An 18,806-nucleotide genomic window follows, 5' to 3' on the forward strand; every position below is an offset into this window, starting at 1 on the left:
CACGCTTAACTACACTGAGGAGGCATGAAAGACCACTACCGGGCAGTCATTATTGGTGCAGGACAAGCTGGTCTCGCCGGCGCTCATGAACTCGTCCATCGCGGCCTCACGCCCGGGGTGGACTTCCTCATTCTTGACTCCAATGACGGCCCCGGCGGCGCGTGGCGAAACCGGTGGGACTCCCTCACTTTCGACGCAGCCCACGGAATTGCCGACCTGCCCGGCCTGCCGCTCGGCGACCCTGACCCGGACATCCCCGCGTCACGAGTCGTCGCCCAGTATTACGGCGACTACGAGCAGAAATTCGGACTTGCCGTGGAACGCCCCGCGAAGGTCATCGGCGTCTGCGACAGCGATGAAAATACGGAATTGCTCACCGTGGTGTGGATGAGAGACGGGACGTGCACGTCTGTGACCTGCGACGTCGTGTTAAATGCGACGGGAACGTGGACGCACCCATACATCCCCTATATTCCCGGTATTGCGGATTTTCAGGGCACACAGCTCCACACGGTGAACTTCACCACTGCCGACGACTTCGCGGGCAAGAAAACGCTGGTCGTTGGGGGTGGATTGAGTGCCGTTCAGTTTCTTCTGCAACTCGCCCCTGTGACAGAAACGGTGTGGGCGACCCGTCGGCCGCCAAATTTCACCGACCGCACATTCGATACCCGGTGGGGCCGCGATGTTGAACAGGCTGTCCGCGACCGCACCTATGCCGGCGACGAACCCGCCAGCGTGGTACGGACCACCGGCATCCCGTTGTGGGACACCTACCTCGACGGCGTCCGCGATGGCGTCCTGGTGAGCCGTGGAATGTTCACCCGGATTACCAGTGACGGCGTTGACTTTGAGCCACCAACAACTGAATCGGCCGACGGGCTCGGTCCCAGTTCCTCCGATCGCCTCGTCGTGCCCGAAAGCTGGCAACCATACGACGCCCACCACCACGAAACCATCGACGTCATTTTTTGGAACACCGGGTTCCGCCATGCGCTCGAGCACCTTGCGCCGCTGAAATTACGCATGCCCGGCGGCGGGATAAAAATGCGCGATGAAGTGCGCGTTGAGCGAGACCCACGCATTTTCCTCCTTGGCTATGGATCAACCGCCTCGACCGTGGGCGCTACACGCGCGGGCCATCGAGGGGGACGCGCAGCCATGAGGTACCTGAACGGTCATTCGTCGTAGGCGCGGCTGAGCTGCGGAGATAGTGAGCTACGTAGGAGGCCGTAGCTTCAAGCGTCGCCGTCGGGCACCCCCGTGAATAATTTATTCCTGTTCTCCCGCCACATTTCCACCCCGCTCACATATAGTGACTCATAACACATTTGAACGGGTATGTGAGTGCGCACGCACTTGTACGGAAATGATCAACCAGGGAGAAACCACATGGCACCTGCCGCCGAGACCCAGCCCCAAGCATTCATTTACGAGGCACTTCGAACACCCCGCGGCAAAGGGAAAAGCACGGGCTCGCTGCACATCGCGAAACCGGTCACCCTGCTCACCACACTCATTAAAGAAATTCGCCGCCGCAACCCCAATATCGACGAACAACGAATCTCCGACGTCATCACCGGCTGCGTGACCCCCGTCGGGGATCAGGGAATGGATATCGCGCGGACAGCGGCCCTCATGGCGGACCTCCCCTACTCCGCCACCGGCGTCCAGGTGAACCGCTATTGTGCCTCGGGGCTCAGCGCGGTCAACTTGGCGGCAGCGAAAGTCCGCTCCGGGTGGGATGACCTCGTTCTGGCTGGTGGGGTGGAATCCATGTCCAGGGTGCCTATGGGATCCGACGGCGGAGCGCTCGCCATGGACTCCGAAACCGCCTTCCACACGGACTTTGTTCCCCAGGGAATCTCCGCCGACCTCATTGCCACGCTGGATGGTGTCACGCGTGACGACGCCGATAGTTACGCGGCCCGCTCCCACCAACGCGCTACTCACGCGTGGGATGAGGGCCGCTTTTCCAACTCCATCGTCCCCGTCACAGATCAGAATGGCCTCAAGCTTCTCGATAAGGACGAAACGATACGGCCCGACGCTACTGTCGAATCGCTCTCCGGGCTCAAACCGTCGTTCGCCAAAATGGGAAGGATCGGGGGTTTCGATGCCGCGGCACTGACCCGGTACCCGCAAGTTCAGCACATCAATCACATCCATCACGCAGGCAATTCCTCGGGCATTGTCGACGGTGCCGCTATGACGCTCATCGGTACGGAACAAGCTGGTACGGACATGGGGCTCACCCCTCGCGCTCGCGTCGTGACCACCGCGACCACCGGCGTCGAACCCACCATCATGCTGACCGCCCCCGCGCCCGCCGCACGTGCCGCACTCCACAAGGCCGGACTCACTGCCGACGATATCGACGTGTGGGAAATTAACGAAGCCTTCGCCGCTGTCGTCCTCCGCGCACAACGCGAGCTCCACATTCCCGACGAAAAGCTCAACATCAATGGTGGGGCCATCGCCATGGGCCACCCACTCGGCGCGACCGGCGCCATGCTGATCGGACACGCTGTCGACGAACTCCACCGCTCTGGCGGCCGCTACGCACTGATCACACTCTGCGTCGCTGGTGGCATGGGGGTCGCCACCATCATCGAACGCGTCTAGCCCACTTTTACCCAGGCCAACGTCGACAAGAATGACCACACTCACCAGCCCAAGGAGCCAACGATGACCAACACAACGATCCACTGGGACACCGACAATTCCGGGATTGTCACCCTGACCATGGATGATCCCGCCTCACCCGTCAACACGATGAACGACGCGTTCCGCGCGAGCCTTCACGACACGGTGGAGAAACTCACCGCCGCCGTCGAGGACAAGACCGTCACGGGCGTCATTATTACGTCTGCGAAGAAAACGTTCTTCGCGGGTGGTGATATCACCTCCATGATTAACACCGGCCCCGAGGACGCCCAAGCCACCTACGACATGCTGACCAGCATGAAAAAGGACCTTCGCACACTGGAAACACTCGGGGTGCCCGTCGTCGCCGCGATCAACGGTGCAGCCCTCGGAGGCGGGTTAGAAATCGCGTTAAGCTGCCACTATCGCATCGCCGCCGATGCTAAAGGCTCCAAGATTGGCCTTCCCGAAGTGACTCTGGGGCTCCTCCCTGGCGGTGGTGGAGTGACACGTACCGTCCGGATGCTGGGCATTCAGGAAGCGCTCATGTCGGTGCTCACCACTGGTAAGCGCATGCGCCCTGAGCAGGCAAAAGGTCTCGGACTCATCGACGATGTCGTCGCTCCGGAGAAACTCATCGACGCCGCACGCGAGTGGCTAGCCAGCAACCCCGAACCCTCACAACCATGGGACCGGGAGGGCTACCGCATCCCTGGTGGAACGCCCACATCGCCCAAGCTAGCGAGCATTCTTCCCTCATTCCCCGCGACGGTGACCAAGCAGATCAAGGGCGCACCTATGCCCGCGCCGAAAGCGATCCTGTCCGCAGCGGTTGAGGGGGCACAGGTGGATTTCGATCACGCCCTCGACATAGAAACTCGATACTTCGTTGAGCTGGTCACCGGGCCCACAGCAACCAACATGATGCAGGCGTTTTTCTTCGATCTGCAGCACTGTAATGGTGGAGGTTCGCGACCCAAGAACGTCGAGAAGAAAAAGTTTAAAAAGCTGGGCATGGTCGGCGCGGGAATGATGGGTGCCGGCATTGCCTATGTCGCGGCGAAGGCGGGGCTCGAGGTCGCGCTGAAGGACGTCGAACTCGCCAATGCCGAACGCGGAAAGGCCTACTCGGAGGGGCTGGAGAAGAAAGCGCTGGACCGGGGGCGTACCACCGCCGAAAAATCGCAAGCCCTCCTGGATCGCATCACCCCGACGGCCGACTACGCCGACCTTGCCGACTGCGACATCGTCATCGAAGCGGTCTTCGAAAACACCGAGCTCAAGCACAAAGTGTGGGCCGAAATTGAAGAGGCCGTCCCCGACGACTGCCTCCTCGGATCCAACACCTCGACGTTGCCGATCACGGGTCTCGCTGAAGGCGTCACTCGCCCCCAGAACTTCATCGGCATCCACTTCTTCTCCCCCGTGGACAAAATGCCGCTCATCGAGGTCATCAAAGGCGACAAGACCGATGACGAGACTCTCGCCGGAGCTCTCGACTTCGCGCAACAAATCCGCAAGACGCCCATCGTCGTCAATGATTCTCGCGGGTTCTACACATCGCGCGTGATTGGGTTCATGCTGGACGAATCGCTGCGGATGCTCGCCGAGGGCATCGACCCGGCCGTGATCGAAGCGGCGGGCCGCCAAGCCGGCTACCCGGCACCGCCGCTGCAGCTGACTGACGAACTCAACCTCAAGCTCGTGCGCAAGATCAACACCGAGAACGCTAAGGCCGCCGAAGCAGCCGGTATTCAGGTTGACGACGGAGGCGTCGGCACGATCGTCGATGCCATGCTCGACGACTATGACCGGCCGGGCAAGCTCGAAGGGCGAGGCTTCTACACCTACACCGATGGGAAGCGCACCGGACTGTGGGATGGCCTGTGGACTGAGCTGGGTGCCGGTCGTGTGTCCATCGGCGACTACGAAACGAAAGTGTCCGACGGGGACCATGTTGGGCGGCGCGGCGATGCCCCTAACCAGCCGTCCGAGGGCGCTCCCACCTTCGGTGACCTGCGGGAACGGATACTTTTCGCCGAAGCCCTGGAAACACAAAAGTGCGTCGACGAGGGCGTACTGATGGACGATGCCGACGCCAACATCGGCTCGATTATGGGGATCGGATTCCCGGCGTGGACAGGTGGAACGCGCCAGTTCATCAAGAACTACGCCCGGCCTGAGGATGCTGACCTCCCCGACAATGCGGGAGACGATTACCCCACCCGCGGCATCCCCGGGTTCGTCGCACGGGCCCGTGAGCTCGCCGCAAAATACGGGGACCGCTTCGAGCCTATGGAGTCATTGACGTAGTGATGTAGGCCTGGCCGCCACCAGCACGCGTTTCATGAGGTCGCTGGCGTTGCGCGTGTCCAGCGGGACGCCATCGATCGCGGGCAAGCGTCGGATCATTTCGTTCAGCGCCCGGCGCGCCCGCCGCGCATCGATCACCTCGTCCGGGTTTTCCACCCAGCAGCCGCACAACACGACATAGGAGAACTCGTTGATCAGCGCTGAGAGGTCCTCCCACTCGGCCAGGCCCTTGGGCAGGTCACGGGCATACAGCTCCTCCATCCGGCGGGATGCGCTGAGCTCCAGCAGCACTTGGCGTCGCGCCACGATGCCCGGGCGCGTCAGGTCCGTCCGCTCCGCCACGTAATCCAGGAGGAAACCGTCGGCAAGAAGAACACGACGAGCCTGCCTCCGCACGATCGACGTCGGCGCCCGGGAGGATCCTGTCACCCACAACACGAAGAGAGCCACGATGGCACCGATAATCGTCTCCCCCGCGCGCTGGGACACGATCTGGGTGGCGGTCAAGTTGTTGGTGGGCGCGGTGTTGAGGATCAGGAGGATCATTGCGGTGATCCACACCGACCCCAACGCGTAGTTGCGTCCGATGGTGAAGAGGGTGGTCGAATACAACAGGGCGCAAATCAGGAGCAGGGGTACCGTCGGCGGGTCGATCACGTGGATCACGCCGAAGAGTGCAATACCCACCAGGGTGCCGACGACGCGATCGAACCCGCGGTGCGTGGTGCTAATCCGGTCTTTACCCAAACTCAGCACCATCGCGGAGGTCATCACCGCCCAATACGGGTGGCCAAAACCCAGACCATAGGTCAGCGCGCCTGTCAAGAAGATCGACATGCCCATACGCAGGCCAATCTGCACCGAGGCCGAGCGGAAACTCAGCGACCATTTCACACGACGAAGAGCCGACGGCGGGCCCAAATGCGGCGACACACGCGACAGTTTCGGCGCGTGATCTGCATTAACGCGGTACTTCATCTTGCGAAGCGTATGCCACCGACGCCACACGACAGCTTCGACGAATTGCGTGTGAATGTCCCGCGTCTTTTTCTCCGCGTACCGGCCGAATGCTGAGAATGGCTTGAGCTGACGCCCCCAGCCGTATCCCAAGCGCACATCCTCCAGGGCCGTGAAAACCGCTGCGTGCGCGGCCACGCGACGTCGAGCGGCTTCGGTGTGGGTGAGGTTTTCTTCACGCATCGCTTCCACGGCGTCCTCCGCCGCGGTGATATCGTCGCGCATCGCCTTGTTGCGGTCCACGAGCTGCAGGCCCATCGAAATACACAACGCCAGGATGTACCCGCAGGCACCCGCCGTCACGAGAGTGACCCCGTCGACACCCCTGGTGGGAAGGTACGTTGCCACAGCACAGGCAATGACGTACTGCATGGCGCCCGGGGGGAAGGTGATCAGGCTGTGGTAGACGATGCTGCCGAAGCAGCCCATCAAAGCCATCACCACAACCATCAGCATGATGTTGCCGGAGATCGCAACACCCAGGGCCTGCGACGCGACGAAGCACACACCGAAAACAATGAGGATGCGAAGCCGACGCAGCGGGGGCATATCGCGGGCGGACATCGCGATGAACACGCCCGTCAGGCCCGGCATGGCCAGCACAGGCGAGAAAACAATGGCCAAGGTGAAAAGGGTGACGAGGCCCGTAATCATCCCGTGGATCGTGTACCGACCCGTCCCCGGAGATTCCGGCAGAGAGAAAAAGTTACGGACTTCCCGCCCGGAAAGCTCCCAAAACCTATTCCACCATTTCACCAGCTATGACCACGTCTCCTCGGCCCAATGATCCCCACGATTCAAGAACAGTCGCGAGGTCAAGGTGTACCCCGCAACGTCAGCTTCCATTATCGACCCGTCTACGCTCAACAACAATTCTGGCTTGCCAATGTGGTTGCGATAATTGTCGATCGCCTCAGACAGGATCATGACGCCGCGAACATCGGGGCCGTCGTGGTAGAACTGCTCCGTCCGGTCAATGCGAACCAGCAGGTCACCGGCCTTGTTGCGCATCATGTCCACATCAACATGGACTCCGTCCGCCGACACCAGCCCCAGGTGGGAGCGGTGACGTGGCTCGGGAATATCCCGACGCACGCCCACCACGGTGCCGTACACATTCGTTTCGGGGATGATCGCGGAATCAATCACTCCCGACGCCACATCTGCCGCTGCCGACGACGTCGTCACGAATTCTTGAACGAGACGGCCGCCACACAGGCGAACCCGGCGCGGCATGGTGAGGCAATGCACCCACCCGTCGTCGGCCGTCGGTTGGTCGTCCGCGTTTGGCAAACCGGCCCAAGCGATCATGATGGCGTCGTCGACGGCTGCGTCATCGGCCGTTACCGGAGCGAGCCGGGCGGCATAGAACTCGTGGCCGAGGTCCAGTTCACTGCACCCGCGTTCAACGTGGAATGTTGTCCCCTCAAGCCGGCCGACCCAGTACACGCACTGCGCTGAGCTGGCAAAATGGTGAGCATTCGGCGAAACACCCCGCATGCTGACCACGAGAACATCCTTGTCCTCCCCCGTCGCACAATCACGCATACGAAGCAGGTTCGGGTATTCCCACGAGGTTGCCTCCGGGACGATATCGAAGGTGTCGCCTTCCACGGCATCCGTCGTGTCGAGGGTCAACGGGCCGTCCGCCGTCCATGACCGCAGATTATCCGAGCGATACAGGGTTAGCGACGGCTCCTTCACCGAGCCCACGACCATCCGCCAGCCCCCGAAGGGCGAATCGGGATCGCGGAACACGAACGGCCCGCAGGCTCCGTCCGGGGAGGCGGCGTTATCTAACAAGGGGTTATGGCTACTGGGGCGGCACCACCCACCATGCCGGCCACTGGTGTCAAACAGGGCGGCCATGTTCACCGACGTATCGCACCAGTCGGCAGAAAAATGGGCGGAGGCCGGGTCTTCGGTCGGCGTCGAGTTGTGGACGCGGCGTCCCTCCCCTTGTGGAGCGACAATCCCGGTGTACACCAGGCGCACGGTGCCGTCGTCGTCACGAACAGCGCTGCCTGACAAACACCCGTCCCGATCATAATCGTGGTTGGGAACGAGCACGTCCGGGTGGAAGCGCCATTCGGATCGCAGCCGCGGAGTGTGACCATCGGGGGCCGGGGTCACCACAACGCTGGCGTGCCCCCAGCGGAGGCGTGAGTTCTGCACCGGGAAGCGCTGATCATGGGCAAAAAAGACATGAAGACGCCCGTCATCGGTCACTACACCATGGGGTGCCATGAGCCTGCCACCCGCCGGCGTCACATGAAATCGCGGACGCCACGCCTCTACAACGTTCGCTCCTCGACGGGCCGTAGGCACTAGTCTTTCACCTCAGTTGTGTGGAGTTTCTCGTCCAAATCCTCTGGGGCGAGGTTCGCACGGGAGAAATCTTGTGTCAATGGCAGCTTGAGCTCAAGGTCCGTACCCGGGCATAGCTCAATGACGCCCTTTTCGAGCTCGAAGTCTAAGACGTGGCCACCACTTGTGCGATCATCGTCAATGAAGTGCACGTGACAACCTGGAACCGAAATCCCCTTTTCGTAAATGGGGGTACGGAAGCCAGCGATGACGCCCGATACATCATTAAACACTTGGGCTGCGTCGTCCTCGGTTACCTGGTGCATGGGCCGATAGGGACGCTCTTGGCGGACCACTGTGCGAGTTCGCACTTCAGTAAATTTACCGCGGATACGCAGGGCATACATGTAGTTTTCCGACGGTGTCATGCTGTCGATAAACGACGACAAATCCGCCCGGCTAATGTGTGATGGCGCCTCGCGGACGATGCGGGGCACGAAGTTCGTTGCCACCGCGTAAGGAGTCCGCTGCTCGAGTTCCGCGGGGCGGGCTGTTCCGTCGTGTTTCAACTGGTAACAGACCCCGTCGATAATGACCATCTCCCCATCGAGGGCATCGAAGGTCCCCAACCCGAAGTTACCTTTGCCCAGTAACTCGCCGATGGTCATTTCTCCGTCGTAAATACCATCCAACAAAGCAGTCATTAGAGAGTTCTGGAAGATGGTGTGTCGTACTACTGGATGATCATGACTCATGACCAGCAATATTACACGCATAGGGCGCACACCAGAGATGATGTGCGCCCTTGGCTTGCTTCCTTCAGAAGAGAAAGGTTTTACTTCGCCTTCATATCATCCAGGGCCTTGTTGCCATCCTTATTGGCTGTCTTGATCCTGGTCTTGAGGAAGTCGAACTCGTCCCAGATTTCCTGCGGAACCTTCGGACCCAAGCTCTTCAACCAATCCTCGGTATCGGAGAGATCCATCTGCCACTTATCCGCGGGTGCGGTCAGCGCAGCTTTGACGTCCTTGGGATCTGTGTCGAGGCCATCGATATCGATGTCCTTCGAGTAAGCGGTGTATCCGACCACCGTCTTCTTGGCATCGACGCGACCCTCGATGCGGTCCACGATCCACTTGAGGACACGGCTGTTTTCACCGAAGCCGGGCCAGAGGAAACGTCCGTCGTCGCCGCGGCGGAACCAGTTAACCAGGAAGACCTTGGGGAGTTTGTCTCCACCCTTCTTACCGATGTCCAGCCAGTGCTGGAGGTAATCACCCACGTTGTAACCGATGAACGGAAGCATGGCCATGGGGTCGTAGCGGAGAGTACCGACCTTCGCCTCGGCAGCAGCGGCGGTTTGGCCGGAGGCCAGCGTGGCGCCAATGAAGGTTGCGTGCTGCCAGTCGATAGCTTCGGTGACCAGCGGCACAGTGTCGGGGCGACGTCCACCGAACAGGATCGCGTCGACCGGTACGCCCTTCGGATCGTTAAACTCGGGCGCGGCGACCGGGCACTGCTCGATCGGCACGCAGTACCTGGAGTTCGGGTGCGAGGACAAGCAGTCCTCGTCGGGAGTCCAGTCCTTGCCTTTCCAGTCGATCAAGTGGTCTGGCTCGTTTTCGAGGCCTTCCCACCACACGTCGCCATCGTCGGTCAGCGCAACGTTGGTGAAGATGTTGTTCCCCTTCTCCATTGTCTTCATGGCGTTGGGGTTGGACTTGTAGTTGGTGCCGGGGGCGACGCCGAAGAAGCCATTTTCTGGGTTGACTGCGTAGAGCCGGCCATCGTCGCCAAAGTGGAGCCAAGCGATGTCGTCGCCGATGACCTCAGCTTTCCAGCCGGGGATCGTCGGTTGGATCATCGCGAGGTTGGTCTTACCGCACTGCGACGGGAATGCGGCGCAAATGTGGTACGCCTTGCCCTCGGGGGAGATGAGCTTCAGGATCAGCATGTGCTCTGCCATCCAGCCTTCATCCTTGGCCATGACAGATGCGATGCGGAGGGCGTAGCACTTCTTCGCCAAAATGGCGTTGCCGCCGTAGCCGGAGCCGTAGGACCAGATCACGCGGTCCTCAGGGAACTGCGTAATGTACTTCGTTTCGTTACACGGCCACTTGACGTCCTCTTGGCCCGGCTCCAGCGGTGCACCTACCGAGTGCAATCCCTTCACGAAGGGACCGTCGCCGATCTTGTCGAGGGCTTCCTTGCCCATGCGGGTCATAATGCGCATCGACATCACGACATAGCCGGAGTCGGTGAGCTCGATCCCCAGCTTGGGGTCGGGGTCGGTAATCGGGCCCATGCAGAACGGAACCACATACATGGTCCGGCCCTTCATCGATCCCTTAAAGTGCTCGCTCATTTCAGCGCGCATTTCGTCTGGGTCGCGCCAGTTGTTCGTCGGGCCGGCGCCATCTTCGGTCTTCGAGCAAATAAACGTCCGGGATTCAACGCGAGCAACGTCGGCGGGGTCTGATGAGGCTAAGTACGAATTGGGGCGCTTCTCCTCATTCAGCTTGACGAGGGTCCCCTTGTCGACGAGGTCCTTTGCAAGTGCTTCCCACTCCTCGTCCGAGCCGTCGCAGAAAACGACTTTATCCGGCTGACACAGTTCAGCGCACTCCGCGATCCAATTAAGCATGTCTTGGTTTGTCGTTGGGGCATTGCCTTCGAGCCCCGGGATCGTAGGTGCTGACATAGGATTTTCTCCTCACATCGATGTACAGTGCCGGTCGCCCGCGCGGTCTGTTCGCGCTCCCGGCTTCTGGTACCACTGTAACCGGAAGCAGGGGAAAAAGAGGCTCTTTACCCCAATTCGTGTAGCGACGAATTTCACATTTTGGGGGGTATTTTTCGCCCGTTTAATCACGCCTGTTTTCGCAGTTTGATTTACTTGTTTTCCCGGGTATTTCCGACACTCACTCCGGCGTCAATCCCAACTACCACGCTCGATACATTCCCACCGACCCCGAGTCCACGTGTCTAAACACTGCTTTGATCTGGACGATCTCTTATCACCTGTCACCAACCCGCGATCTCGGTTTGTTTCATCACGGGAAGAATCCTCCTCCCCACCCGCTGTGCTGTGACTCTTCTCACTGCGACTAGTGAGGTGGGTGACAGCCCCACCCAAGGAATGTACTTGATAAGAAATTTCATTGTTGGAGCCGTGGGACCCACGTGCCAGCGTTTCACCCTCGAGATCGCGCTCCTGAGCCGCACGTCCCCCATCCAGTTCACCATCAGAACTCATCGCCCACGAGGCATATCCCCCATCGAACCGGACGGTCGTCATCCGGTCGACCATGCCATCACCATCAGAGTCCGTGTACACAGTCAAGCCGTCATCGTCGGAGAGTGTCACCGAATCGCTGGTTCCGTCGCCATCAGCATCAAGCCGAGCATCCCCAAGGTCATAGAAGCTTCCCTCGAGCGACAACGTCAGTCCCGATACCCCCGGCGGGCCCGTCTCACAGTCCGTCAAGCCACAGAGCACCGACGCCGACGGGGGCCCGACGGTCGAGTGGCCACCCCACCAATCACCCAACATCTCGTCGTCGTCAAATAAGAAAAATGCATCCGACATGTCCGTCGCCTCTCGCTACTTATCGGACGACGTCATTTGCCGCCCGACTGTGGAATACCTGGCCGAGGAGCACCCTGCCGCAGAGCATCCGACCGCGGAGCACCGGCACGTGGAACACCCGGGCGCGACGACGACGCCATCTCCATATGAGCAAGAGCCTCCTGCAACGCCACCGTCCGCAAGCCCCCCGATCTCAGCCGCTTCACTCGTTTTTCCTCCGCATGGCTGGTCACCCGACGTGCATGATCAATCCACTGATCGCGCGCTAATGACAACGCATCCGCGCCACCCACCCGTCGAAAATTATTCTGAAGCTGCTGGTGACGCATATAACTGACCACAATCGCGCAGAATAAGCCAAACGCAATCCCCAAACTGATCGAGACTCCAAACGCGGTCCCCACCAGGGGCATCACGACCATTCGAGCCACACCGAGGCCCAGGCTGATCCCAACGGAAATGATCAAGATTCGTTCCGTCACGCTTGCTTCCGGGGGATCAAAAGGCACATCTATATATGGGACTGGCTCCGTGCCGGCGGGTCGATCATCATTCAGCTGGTCCGTGGCGGCATCAATAATCTCGGGCAATTCTTTCGGGTCAAGGCACGAGCGCCAGGCCGACGATGCAGACCGATAGGCATCCTGAACAGCGCGATCCATCATCGCCCGACAATTCTGATTCGTCACAGCCATACTGTCCCGACGCTGTTTTTCCTCCGTATGCAACCAATTTCTCAAAGTGCTCGAGGGAAGCAACACACGTGGCGAAACGTTGTACGTGAGTTTCTTCTCAGGAACGCGGACGACACCAATATCAGAGAGGACAGCCGTCGTCGCCGAGCTCGGCGTCGATGTCGATACCCCCGATGACGGAACTGGCAACGTGTAATACTCTTCCACGTCGTCGGTGACATCATCAGTGCCATCATCAGTGGCCTCAGCGGCCGGAGCGTGATCAGAACTATCCGTGTCGCGAACTACATCACTGTTTCCGAGATTGCTCGCTAGATCACTTCTGCCTGGATTGTCCGCCGTCGACGATGTCACGAGTTCTTTCGCGTACCGGTGGCATACCGTCATCAACTCGTAGTCGGAGTAACAAATAGGGATGCCTTCCCAGTCGCGAGGCAACTGTTTGCCATCGCCGGGGAAGAACAGAGCACCAGCCGAACCTGCAGAAAGCGCTGCATCGGGCATCGAGAGAACCACCACATGATCTACCGCACGACGAACAGCCTCAAGAATGCGCTGGTCCTTATCGGGGATAATCGTGTGCGCGGCAGGTGGCACCACAGCCACAACAACATCAGGTTGCACCTCGGGGCCAGCAGCGATAGCGACCTCCCACGACACATTCTTGGGGTCACCGGGGAAACCACCACGTACTGCGGCTTCCACGACGCCAGCTACTCGGGGGAGCGCCGCCACGTCCGGCCCAATAATGCTGACGACGAAATGCTGTTCTTCCCCATCGTGTCTTCTGTCACTCAGCACGCCATCGTCCGATTCGAGGACGCCCGTCCACGATGTTCGCTGAGGAACCGCAGGCGCGCTCACGCAACATCACCCACCTGACCGTCGACAATCTCTTGTATTCGATCACGCATCGCGGGATCCACCGCAGCACTCTGCTCCAATGCGGTCGAGACCTCCGACGGGGAGTTCACATGAGTGACAGCGTGGTCAAAAAACGTCGGGCCTCGCTATTGCTATGCGGATACGACATTTGAATAAAACGGATGAGCGACGAGACCGACATCTCCGGCTGCATACTGTCCCCCTGATTAATGAGTGATTAATGTGCCGCGCCCATCCCCTGGCGCAGCATAATGCTCAATTGTGTGCGCCCATATTATGACCAGGATCCACACGGCGATCAACCCTAATGAGAAAAATTCCCCACATAATCCCCACACAATCCTCAGATAATTCAGAGCAACTCCCCAGAAAAAGTGGTCATGAGACCCGAAACACGGTCGTTGAAAGATTGATTAAAGGTAGGCCTCCCTGGCAAAATAAGCCCGATGTCCACGAATCTTGAAGGCCCCATTGGTGAGCTCCCCCACGGTCGGCCCCCGCAAACCGTCGTCAATGATGGTCGCGATTACCCCCGACTAGGAACCGTGAGCTTCCGACGGGGAACACTGACACCCCGTCAGCAAGAACTGTGGGACGAGAAATGGCCAACCTACGGCCGCGTCCTCGATGACGCTGTTATCGATACCGACAGCTGGTTCGGCCGGTCCGCCCCCACCATTCTCGAAATCGGATCGGGGACGGGAACCTCGACAGTAGCTATGGCCTCACGCGAACCCGACTTCAATGTCATCGCGGTTGACCTCTATAAACCTGGACTCGCGAAACTGCTCGGTGCCTTCATCCGGGAAGACCTCACCAATATCAGAATGGTTCGTGGCGATGGCGTCGAAGTCCTCCATCGCATGATTGCGCCCGAGTCGCTATTAGGGGTGCGCATCTTTTTCCCAGACCCCTGGCCAAAAGCGCGCCATCACAAACGTCGCATCATACAGTCAGGAACGCTGCATTTAATTGCATCCCGGCTCAAACCCGGCGGGGTACTCCACGTCGCGACTGACCACGCCGATTATGCCGAGTGGATCGACGAACGCGTCGATGTGGAACCACTCCTTGAATACAAGGATTGGCCGTGGGACGAGTCCCCCATCCTGACCGACCGGCAGCTCACCACGAAATTTGAAAACCGTGGGCTTAGCATGGATCACACAATCAGGGAATACTTGTGGAGGCGGAAGTGACCAACCACGCAAACACCACATCCCGGGGCCATTCGTATTCAGCAGTACCCGACGAAACCCCGTCGGCACTGCTCATTTGGGATGCACCCAATATCGACATGGGCCTGGGATCAATTCTCGGTGGACGACCAAGCTCTGCCTACCGCCCACGCTTCGACTCGCTGGGACAATGGCTGATCCACGAAACAGACCAGCTCAGCGCTTCCCGCGACGAACAGATCGAACCGGAAGCCACGGTGTTCACCAACATCATGCCGGGGTCCGCAGACTCGATCCGCCCCTGGATCGACGCGCTCCGCAATCTCGGGTTCGCGGTGTTTGCCAAACCCAAGCTTTTCGACGACACCGACGTCGATCCGGACATGCTGGCGCACATCAACCGTCGGTACGACGAGGGCGTGCTGCGGTCGGTGTATGTCGCGAGCGCTGACGGCAGAAATTTTCAACCACGGCTGGAGGAATTGGCCGCCGAGGGTATCGACGTTGCCGTGCTAGGGTTTTATGAACACGCCACCTGGGCGGTGATGAGCGAGGACATACGCTTCGTCGACCTCGAAGACATCCCGGATATCTTTACCACGCCGCTGCCGCGAGTGAACCTCGACCGCCTCCCCGACGACGGCGCATGGCTGCAACCGTACCGCTCCCTCCGTTCCGTGAAATCGTCTCATCATGACAGCTAGTCGTGAGGGAGCTGAGGCCATGACTATCGAAGCGGGAACCCCCGGACGGAAAGCCGAAGTCACTGCGGGCACAGAGGACACCGCTGAAGATACAATGCTTGCCGACGCGCAGTCAGCCGCGGAGATCACCGTCGCCCCCAAAGAACAGGCATCGCGCAGATCCCGCACCGCCGGAAGCGTCAAGGTTCAGCCTCTCCCCTGGTGGCGGCGAGCACTTTCCCTCATGCGTCACCCTCTTGTCCGGTTAGTGTTCTTCCTCGCTGTGGTCGTCGCCCTCACGATGATCGGGCGGGGGAGCATTGACTTCGTGTCGGAGGGGCTGGGCTACATCGGGTCGGCCAACACCACGTGGATCATCGTCGGGATCGCGTTTATCGGCGTATCCATCCTGGCCATGGGCGAACTCATGTACGTCCTTTTACGCAGCGCTGGGGTTCCGTGTAAACGGTCCAGTGTCTATGCCCTCACTCTGACGTCGAACTCTGTGTCCGCCACCTTCCCCGGCGGTCCAGCCATTTCGCTAGCGATGATTTTCCGTGAGCAGCACAAATGGGGAGCATCGTCAGTGATCGCCAGCTGGTACATGGTGATTTCCGGTGTCATCGCGTCGGGAGTGCTTGCCCTCTACGGCCTCACCGCGTTCTATTTCTTGGGCGCCAAGGTGAACCCGTGGACACTCGTGATCTCTCTTATCGCGGTCGTCGTCGTGTTACTTGTTGTGAAGTGGCTGGCGGCGCACCTGTCTCACGTCGAACGCGTCGTCGTCAGGATCCTACGAAAGGTGAACCATTACCGGGGTAAGCCTCTCAACACGGGAATCGACAAAGCGCGCGAAAGCATCAAGACTCTCAGCAGTGTTGACCTGCCGTTACCGAAGCTCGCATTGGCGGCCGTGTGGTCAGCTGTGAACTGGGGGGCCGATTGCCTCTGCCTCCTCGTTTGCCTGTGGGCAGTCGGGGCGCATCCGAATGTGGCGTCGGTTGTTCTCGCGTTCGTCACCGCCAAGATTGTGGGAACTGCGCAGGTCACGCCGGGCGGGTTGGGGCCCGTCGAGGCGACGATCGTAGGCACCCTCGTCGCCACCGGTATGACGTCGGCAACCGCGCTTGCTGCCACCATTATTTTCAGAATGATTTCGTTCATTCTCCTCGCCGCCGTGGGCTGGGTCATTTTCCTCATTCAATATGCGGGCCCGAAACGCGCGATGATGTTGGGACGGTCCTGAGGAATCGCACGCCAAACTCATGCAGCACGGACAACACGAATAACGCACAGACGATACTGACAACATAGGCGCTATATCATGGCGCACGACCAAGGATTGGAGTTCATCATGTCACAGTCCGCGCCTCACGGATCCGAGACTGCCGAGGACCGCGCACCAGGGACGCAGGTGCGCTACGTGCAGGCAGCTGTGATGGACATCATCGCAGTTCTGCTCTTCGCACTGCTTGCGCGTATCGCCCACAATTCACCGGAATTGCCGTTCAGTTGGGGCGGTGTCCTCGCTACTGCCTGGCCATTCCTGCTCGGCGCGGCCGCCGGGTTCGGTGTCATGGCCATTCTCCGACGCCCTGCCGGCACCGTGGTCCCCTTCGGTATCACTGTGTGGATTCCCGCCGTCATTGTGGGCCTCACGATTTGGGGTTTCCACCACAGCAAATTCCCGCACTGGTCATTCATCATCGTGGCGACGGTCACGTCGGCGATTTTTATCCTTGGGTGGAGGGGCCTGACTCGGCTCTCTGCGTCACGCGCGCACAAGCGGCGTGAACGTCGGCAAGCCCTGATCGATGCCGAAGAAAAACGCAAAGCCGACAAGTAACGGACAAGTAAAACATGAATAAATGACCCCCGCTATGCATGTCCAGAAATAGCGGAGTGCTTCAATAGTTGTATGTCACATACCGACCAGGCCCCAGGATCCACCGGATCCGGCCTCGCTGAAAGCGGCGAAACCACCTCCAAAACATTCTTCGGCCACCCTTGGGGGTTGGCGAACCTCTTCGGCGTGGAGATGTGGGAGCGCTTCAGCTTCTACGGGCTGCAAGGACTTGTTCTTTTCTACCTGTATCACAGCACCGACGACGGCGGACTGGGCATGTCCGAAAGCCTGGCGACGTCGATCGTCGGTGCTTATGGCGGTGCGGTGTTCCTCGCTTCGATCGGTGGCGCGTGGATTTCTGACCGTGTCCTGGGGGCGGAAAAGACACTGTTTTACTCGGCAGTGCTCATCATGTTGGGGCATATGTCGCTCGCCCTCCTGCCCGGCTTCACTGGCCTGATTATTGGGCTTGTCCTGGTTGCCGTGGGATCAGGTGCACTGAAAACGGCGAACTCCGCGATGGTGGGGACCTTGTACAAAGAGGGCGACCCCAAACGCGACGGCGGATTTTCGTTGTTCTACATGGGCGTGAACATCGGGGCGTTGATTGGCCCACTGGTGACAGGCGCGTTGTGGAAGCAGATGGGGTTCCACTGGGGCTTCGGTGCAGCTGCGGTTGGTATGGCGTTGGGGCTTATTCAGTACATTCTCATGCGGAAGACCACGCTGCAGAATGCTGGCGCCAAGGCACCGAATCCTTTGCGGCCTGATGAACGCGTGAAGTCGTGGGGCGGGGTCATCGCGTTGACGGTCATCATTGTGGGGCTCGCTTTGCTCTTCCCCACTTCTCAATTGTCGACGTATGTTGCGGTCATTGCGATTGTTGCCGCTATTTATTTCTGGCAGGAAATGTACCGTTCTTCATTGGTGAATCGGACTGAACGCCATCGTTTGCTGGGGTTTATTCCGATGTTCCTGGCTGCGTGCGTGTTCTGGTCGATTTATCAGCAGCAGTTCACGATGGTGGCAATGTATGCGGATAAGAAGCTGAACTTGAGTTGGGGTTTCATGGATACTCCGGCCTCGTGGGTTCAGTCGATTAACCCGATCTTCATTATTCTTTTGGCGCCGCTCTTCACGATTTTGTGGGATCGTCTTGGTACACGTCAGCCATCTACTCCGGTGAAGTTTGGTGTCTCGGCCATCATGTTGGGGCTTGGTCTGGTTCCTTTCCTCTTCTTTGTGAGCTACGCCGACCATTCGACGCCCTACTACATGATTGTTGTGGTGCTGTTCCTCTTCACCGTGTCAGAGTTGTTGCTGTCTCCGGTGGGGTTGTCGATTTCGACGAAGCTTGCCCCGCGTGCATATCCAGCACGGATGGTGGCGATGTGGAATCTGACCTCCGCTGTCGGTACGGCTTTAGCAGGTACGTTGGCCGGCTTCTACAATCCGGAGTCCGCACATGATTCCACGATCTATTTCATAACAATGATCTGCGTGTGCGTCGTGATCGGAGCCATCATTCTGGCGGTATCGAAGCCCATTGTGAAGCTATTCGACGGTGTGAAATAGGCGTATCGCCACCGCGGCAGGCTCCCCCCCACGTGGTGTTGTGGTCTGTCCTGTCTAACGGTGGCGTCCAAG

The 18,806-nt window shown here is 59.5% G+C and carries 14 protein-coding genes; 8 read left to right on the forward strand and 6 right to left on the reverse strand.

The window, feature by feature from the left end; translation table 11 throughout:
• Nucleotides 1–24 precede the first annotated feature (24 nt).
• The 3 genes from JMN36_RS08065 (at nucleotide 25) to JMN36_RS08075 (ending at nucleotide 4,959) form a co-directional block, all read left to right on the forward strand.
• Entirely contained in the window at nucleotides 25–1,191 is a 1,167-nt protein-coding gene (locus JMN36_RS08065; protein ID WP_204087939.1) for an NAD(P)-binding domain-containing protein, read from the forward strand.
• Between the two features lie 201 nt (nucleotides 1,192–1,392).
• Entirely contained in the window at nucleotides 1,393–2,625 is a 1,233-nt protein-coding gene (locus JMN36_RS08070) for an acetyl-CoA C-acetyltransferase (protein WP_204087938.1), read from the forward strand.
• Nucleotides 2,626–2,688: 63 nt separating this feature from the next.
• Nucleotides 2,689–4,959 carry a 3-hydroxyacyl-CoA dehydrogenase NAD-binding domain-containing protein gene (locus JMN36_RS08075; protein WP_221924201.1) on the forward strand — a complete coding sequence of 757 codons (2,271 nt, stop codon included), beginning with the start codon at nucleotides 2,689–2,691 and terminating at the stop codon, nucleotides 4,957–4,959.
• On the opposite strand, the gene JMN36_RS11015 is transcribed toward JMN36_RS08075, so the two are convergent.
• The 6 genes from JMN36_RS11015 to JMN36_RS08105 all read right to left on the reverse strand — a co-directional run bounded on the left by JMN36_RS11015 (nucleotide 4,948) and on the right by JMN36_RS08105 (nucleotide 13,431).
• Entirely contained in the window at nucleotides 4,948–6,732 is a 1,785-nt protein-coding gene (locus JMN36_RS11015) for an FUSC family protein (protein ID WP_221924202.1), read from the reverse strand. The two genes, JMN36_RS08075 and JMN36_RS11015, sit on opposite strands and share 12 nt — an antisense overlap.
• Nucleotides 6,733–6,735: 3 nt before the next feature.
• Nucleotides 6,736–8,304 carry a glycoside hydrolase family 32 protein gene (locus JMN36_RS08085; protein WP_330926783.1) on the reverse strand — a complete coding sequence of 523 codons (1,569 nt, stop codon included), beginning with the start codon at nucleotides 8,302–8,304 and terminating at the stop codon, nucleotides 6,736–6,738.
• A complete protein-coding gene (gene budA / locus JMN36_RS08090) occupies nucleotides 8,304–9,038 on the reverse strand; it encodes an acetolactate decarboxylase (RefSeq protein WP_236881763.1) in 735 nt (244 codons plus the stop codon). The genes JMN36_RS08085 and budA overlap by 1 nt, the downstream gene beginning before the upstream one ends.
• Nucleotides 9,039–9,118: 80 nt before the next feature.
• On the reverse strand, nucleotides 9,119–10,984 hold the full coding sequence (locus tag JMN36_RS08095; protein WP_204087933.1) for a phosphoenolpyruvate carboxykinase (GTP): 1,866 nt from the start codon (nucleotides 10,982–10,984) through the stop codon (nucleotides 9,119–9,121).
• 231 nt (nucleotides 10,985–11,215) lie between these two features.
• On the reverse strand, nucleotides 11,216–11,872 hold the full coding sequence (locus JMN36_RS08100) for a DUF6802 family protein (protein ID WP_204087932.1): 657 nt from the start codon (nucleotides 11,870–11,872) through the stop codon (nucleotides 11,216–11,218).
• Nucleotides 11,873–11,904: 32 nt separating this feature from the next.
• A complete protein-coding gene (locus JMN36_RS08105) occupies nucleotides 11,905–13,431 on the reverse strand; it encodes a hypothetical protein (RefSeq protein WP_204087931.1) in 1,527 nt (508 codons plus the stop codon).
• 467 nt (nucleotides 13,432–13,898) lie between these two features.
• Here JMN36_RS08105 and trmB point away from each other — a divergent pair, with 467 nt between their 5' ends.
• The 5 genes from trmB to JMN36_RS08130 all read left to right on the forward strand — a co-directional run bounded on the left by trmB (nucleotide 13,899) and on the right by JMN36_RS08130 (nucleotide 18,734).
• Entirely contained in the window at nucleotides 13,899–14,651 is a 753-nt protein-coding gene (gene trmB, locus JMN36_RS08110) for a tRNA (guanosine(46)-N7)-methyltransferase TrmB (protein WP_204087929.1), read from the forward strand.
• Nucleotides 14,648–15,334: an NYN domain-containing protein gene (locus JMN36_RS08115; protein WP_204087928.1), complete on the forward strand. Its 687-nt coding sequence runs from the start codon at nucleotides 14,648–14,650 to the stop codon at nucleotides 15,332–15,334. Before trmB ends, JMN36_RS08115 begins: the two co-directional genes overlap by 4 nt.
• A complete protein-coding gene (locus JMN36_RS08120) occupies nucleotides 15,324–16,559 on the forward strand; it encodes a lysylphosphatidylglycerol synthase transmembrane domain-containing protein (RefSeq protein ID WP_221924204.1) in 1,236 nt (411 codons plus the stop codon). The genes JMN36_RS08115 and JMN36_RS08120 overlap by 11 nt, the downstream gene beginning before the upstream one ends.
• Nucleotides 16,560–16,637: 78 nt before the next feature.
• Complete coding sequence (locus JMN36_RS08125; RefSeq protein ID WP_236881764.1) at nucleotides 16,638–17,159, forward strand: DUF3054 domain-containing protein; 522 nt, start codon at nucleotides 16,638–16,640, stop codon at nucleotides 17,157–17,159.
• 72 nt (nucleotides 17,160–17,231) lie between these two features.
• Nucleotides 17,232–18,734, forward strand: a complete 1,503-nt coding sequence (locus tag JMN36_RS08130) for a peptide MFS transporter (RefSeq protein WP_221924205.1) — start codon at nucleotides 17,232–17,234, stop codon at nucleotides 18,732–18,734.
• The last annotated feature ends 72 nt before the right edge of the window (nucleotides 18,735–18,806 follow it).

Origin of the sequence: Corynebacterium pseudokroppenstedtii (assembly GCF_019754945.1) — a bacterium.
Taxonomy (GTDB): domain Bacteria; phylum Actinomycetota; class Actinomycetes; order Mycobacteriales; family Mycobacteriaceae; genus Corynebacterium; species Corynebacterium pseudokroppenstedtii.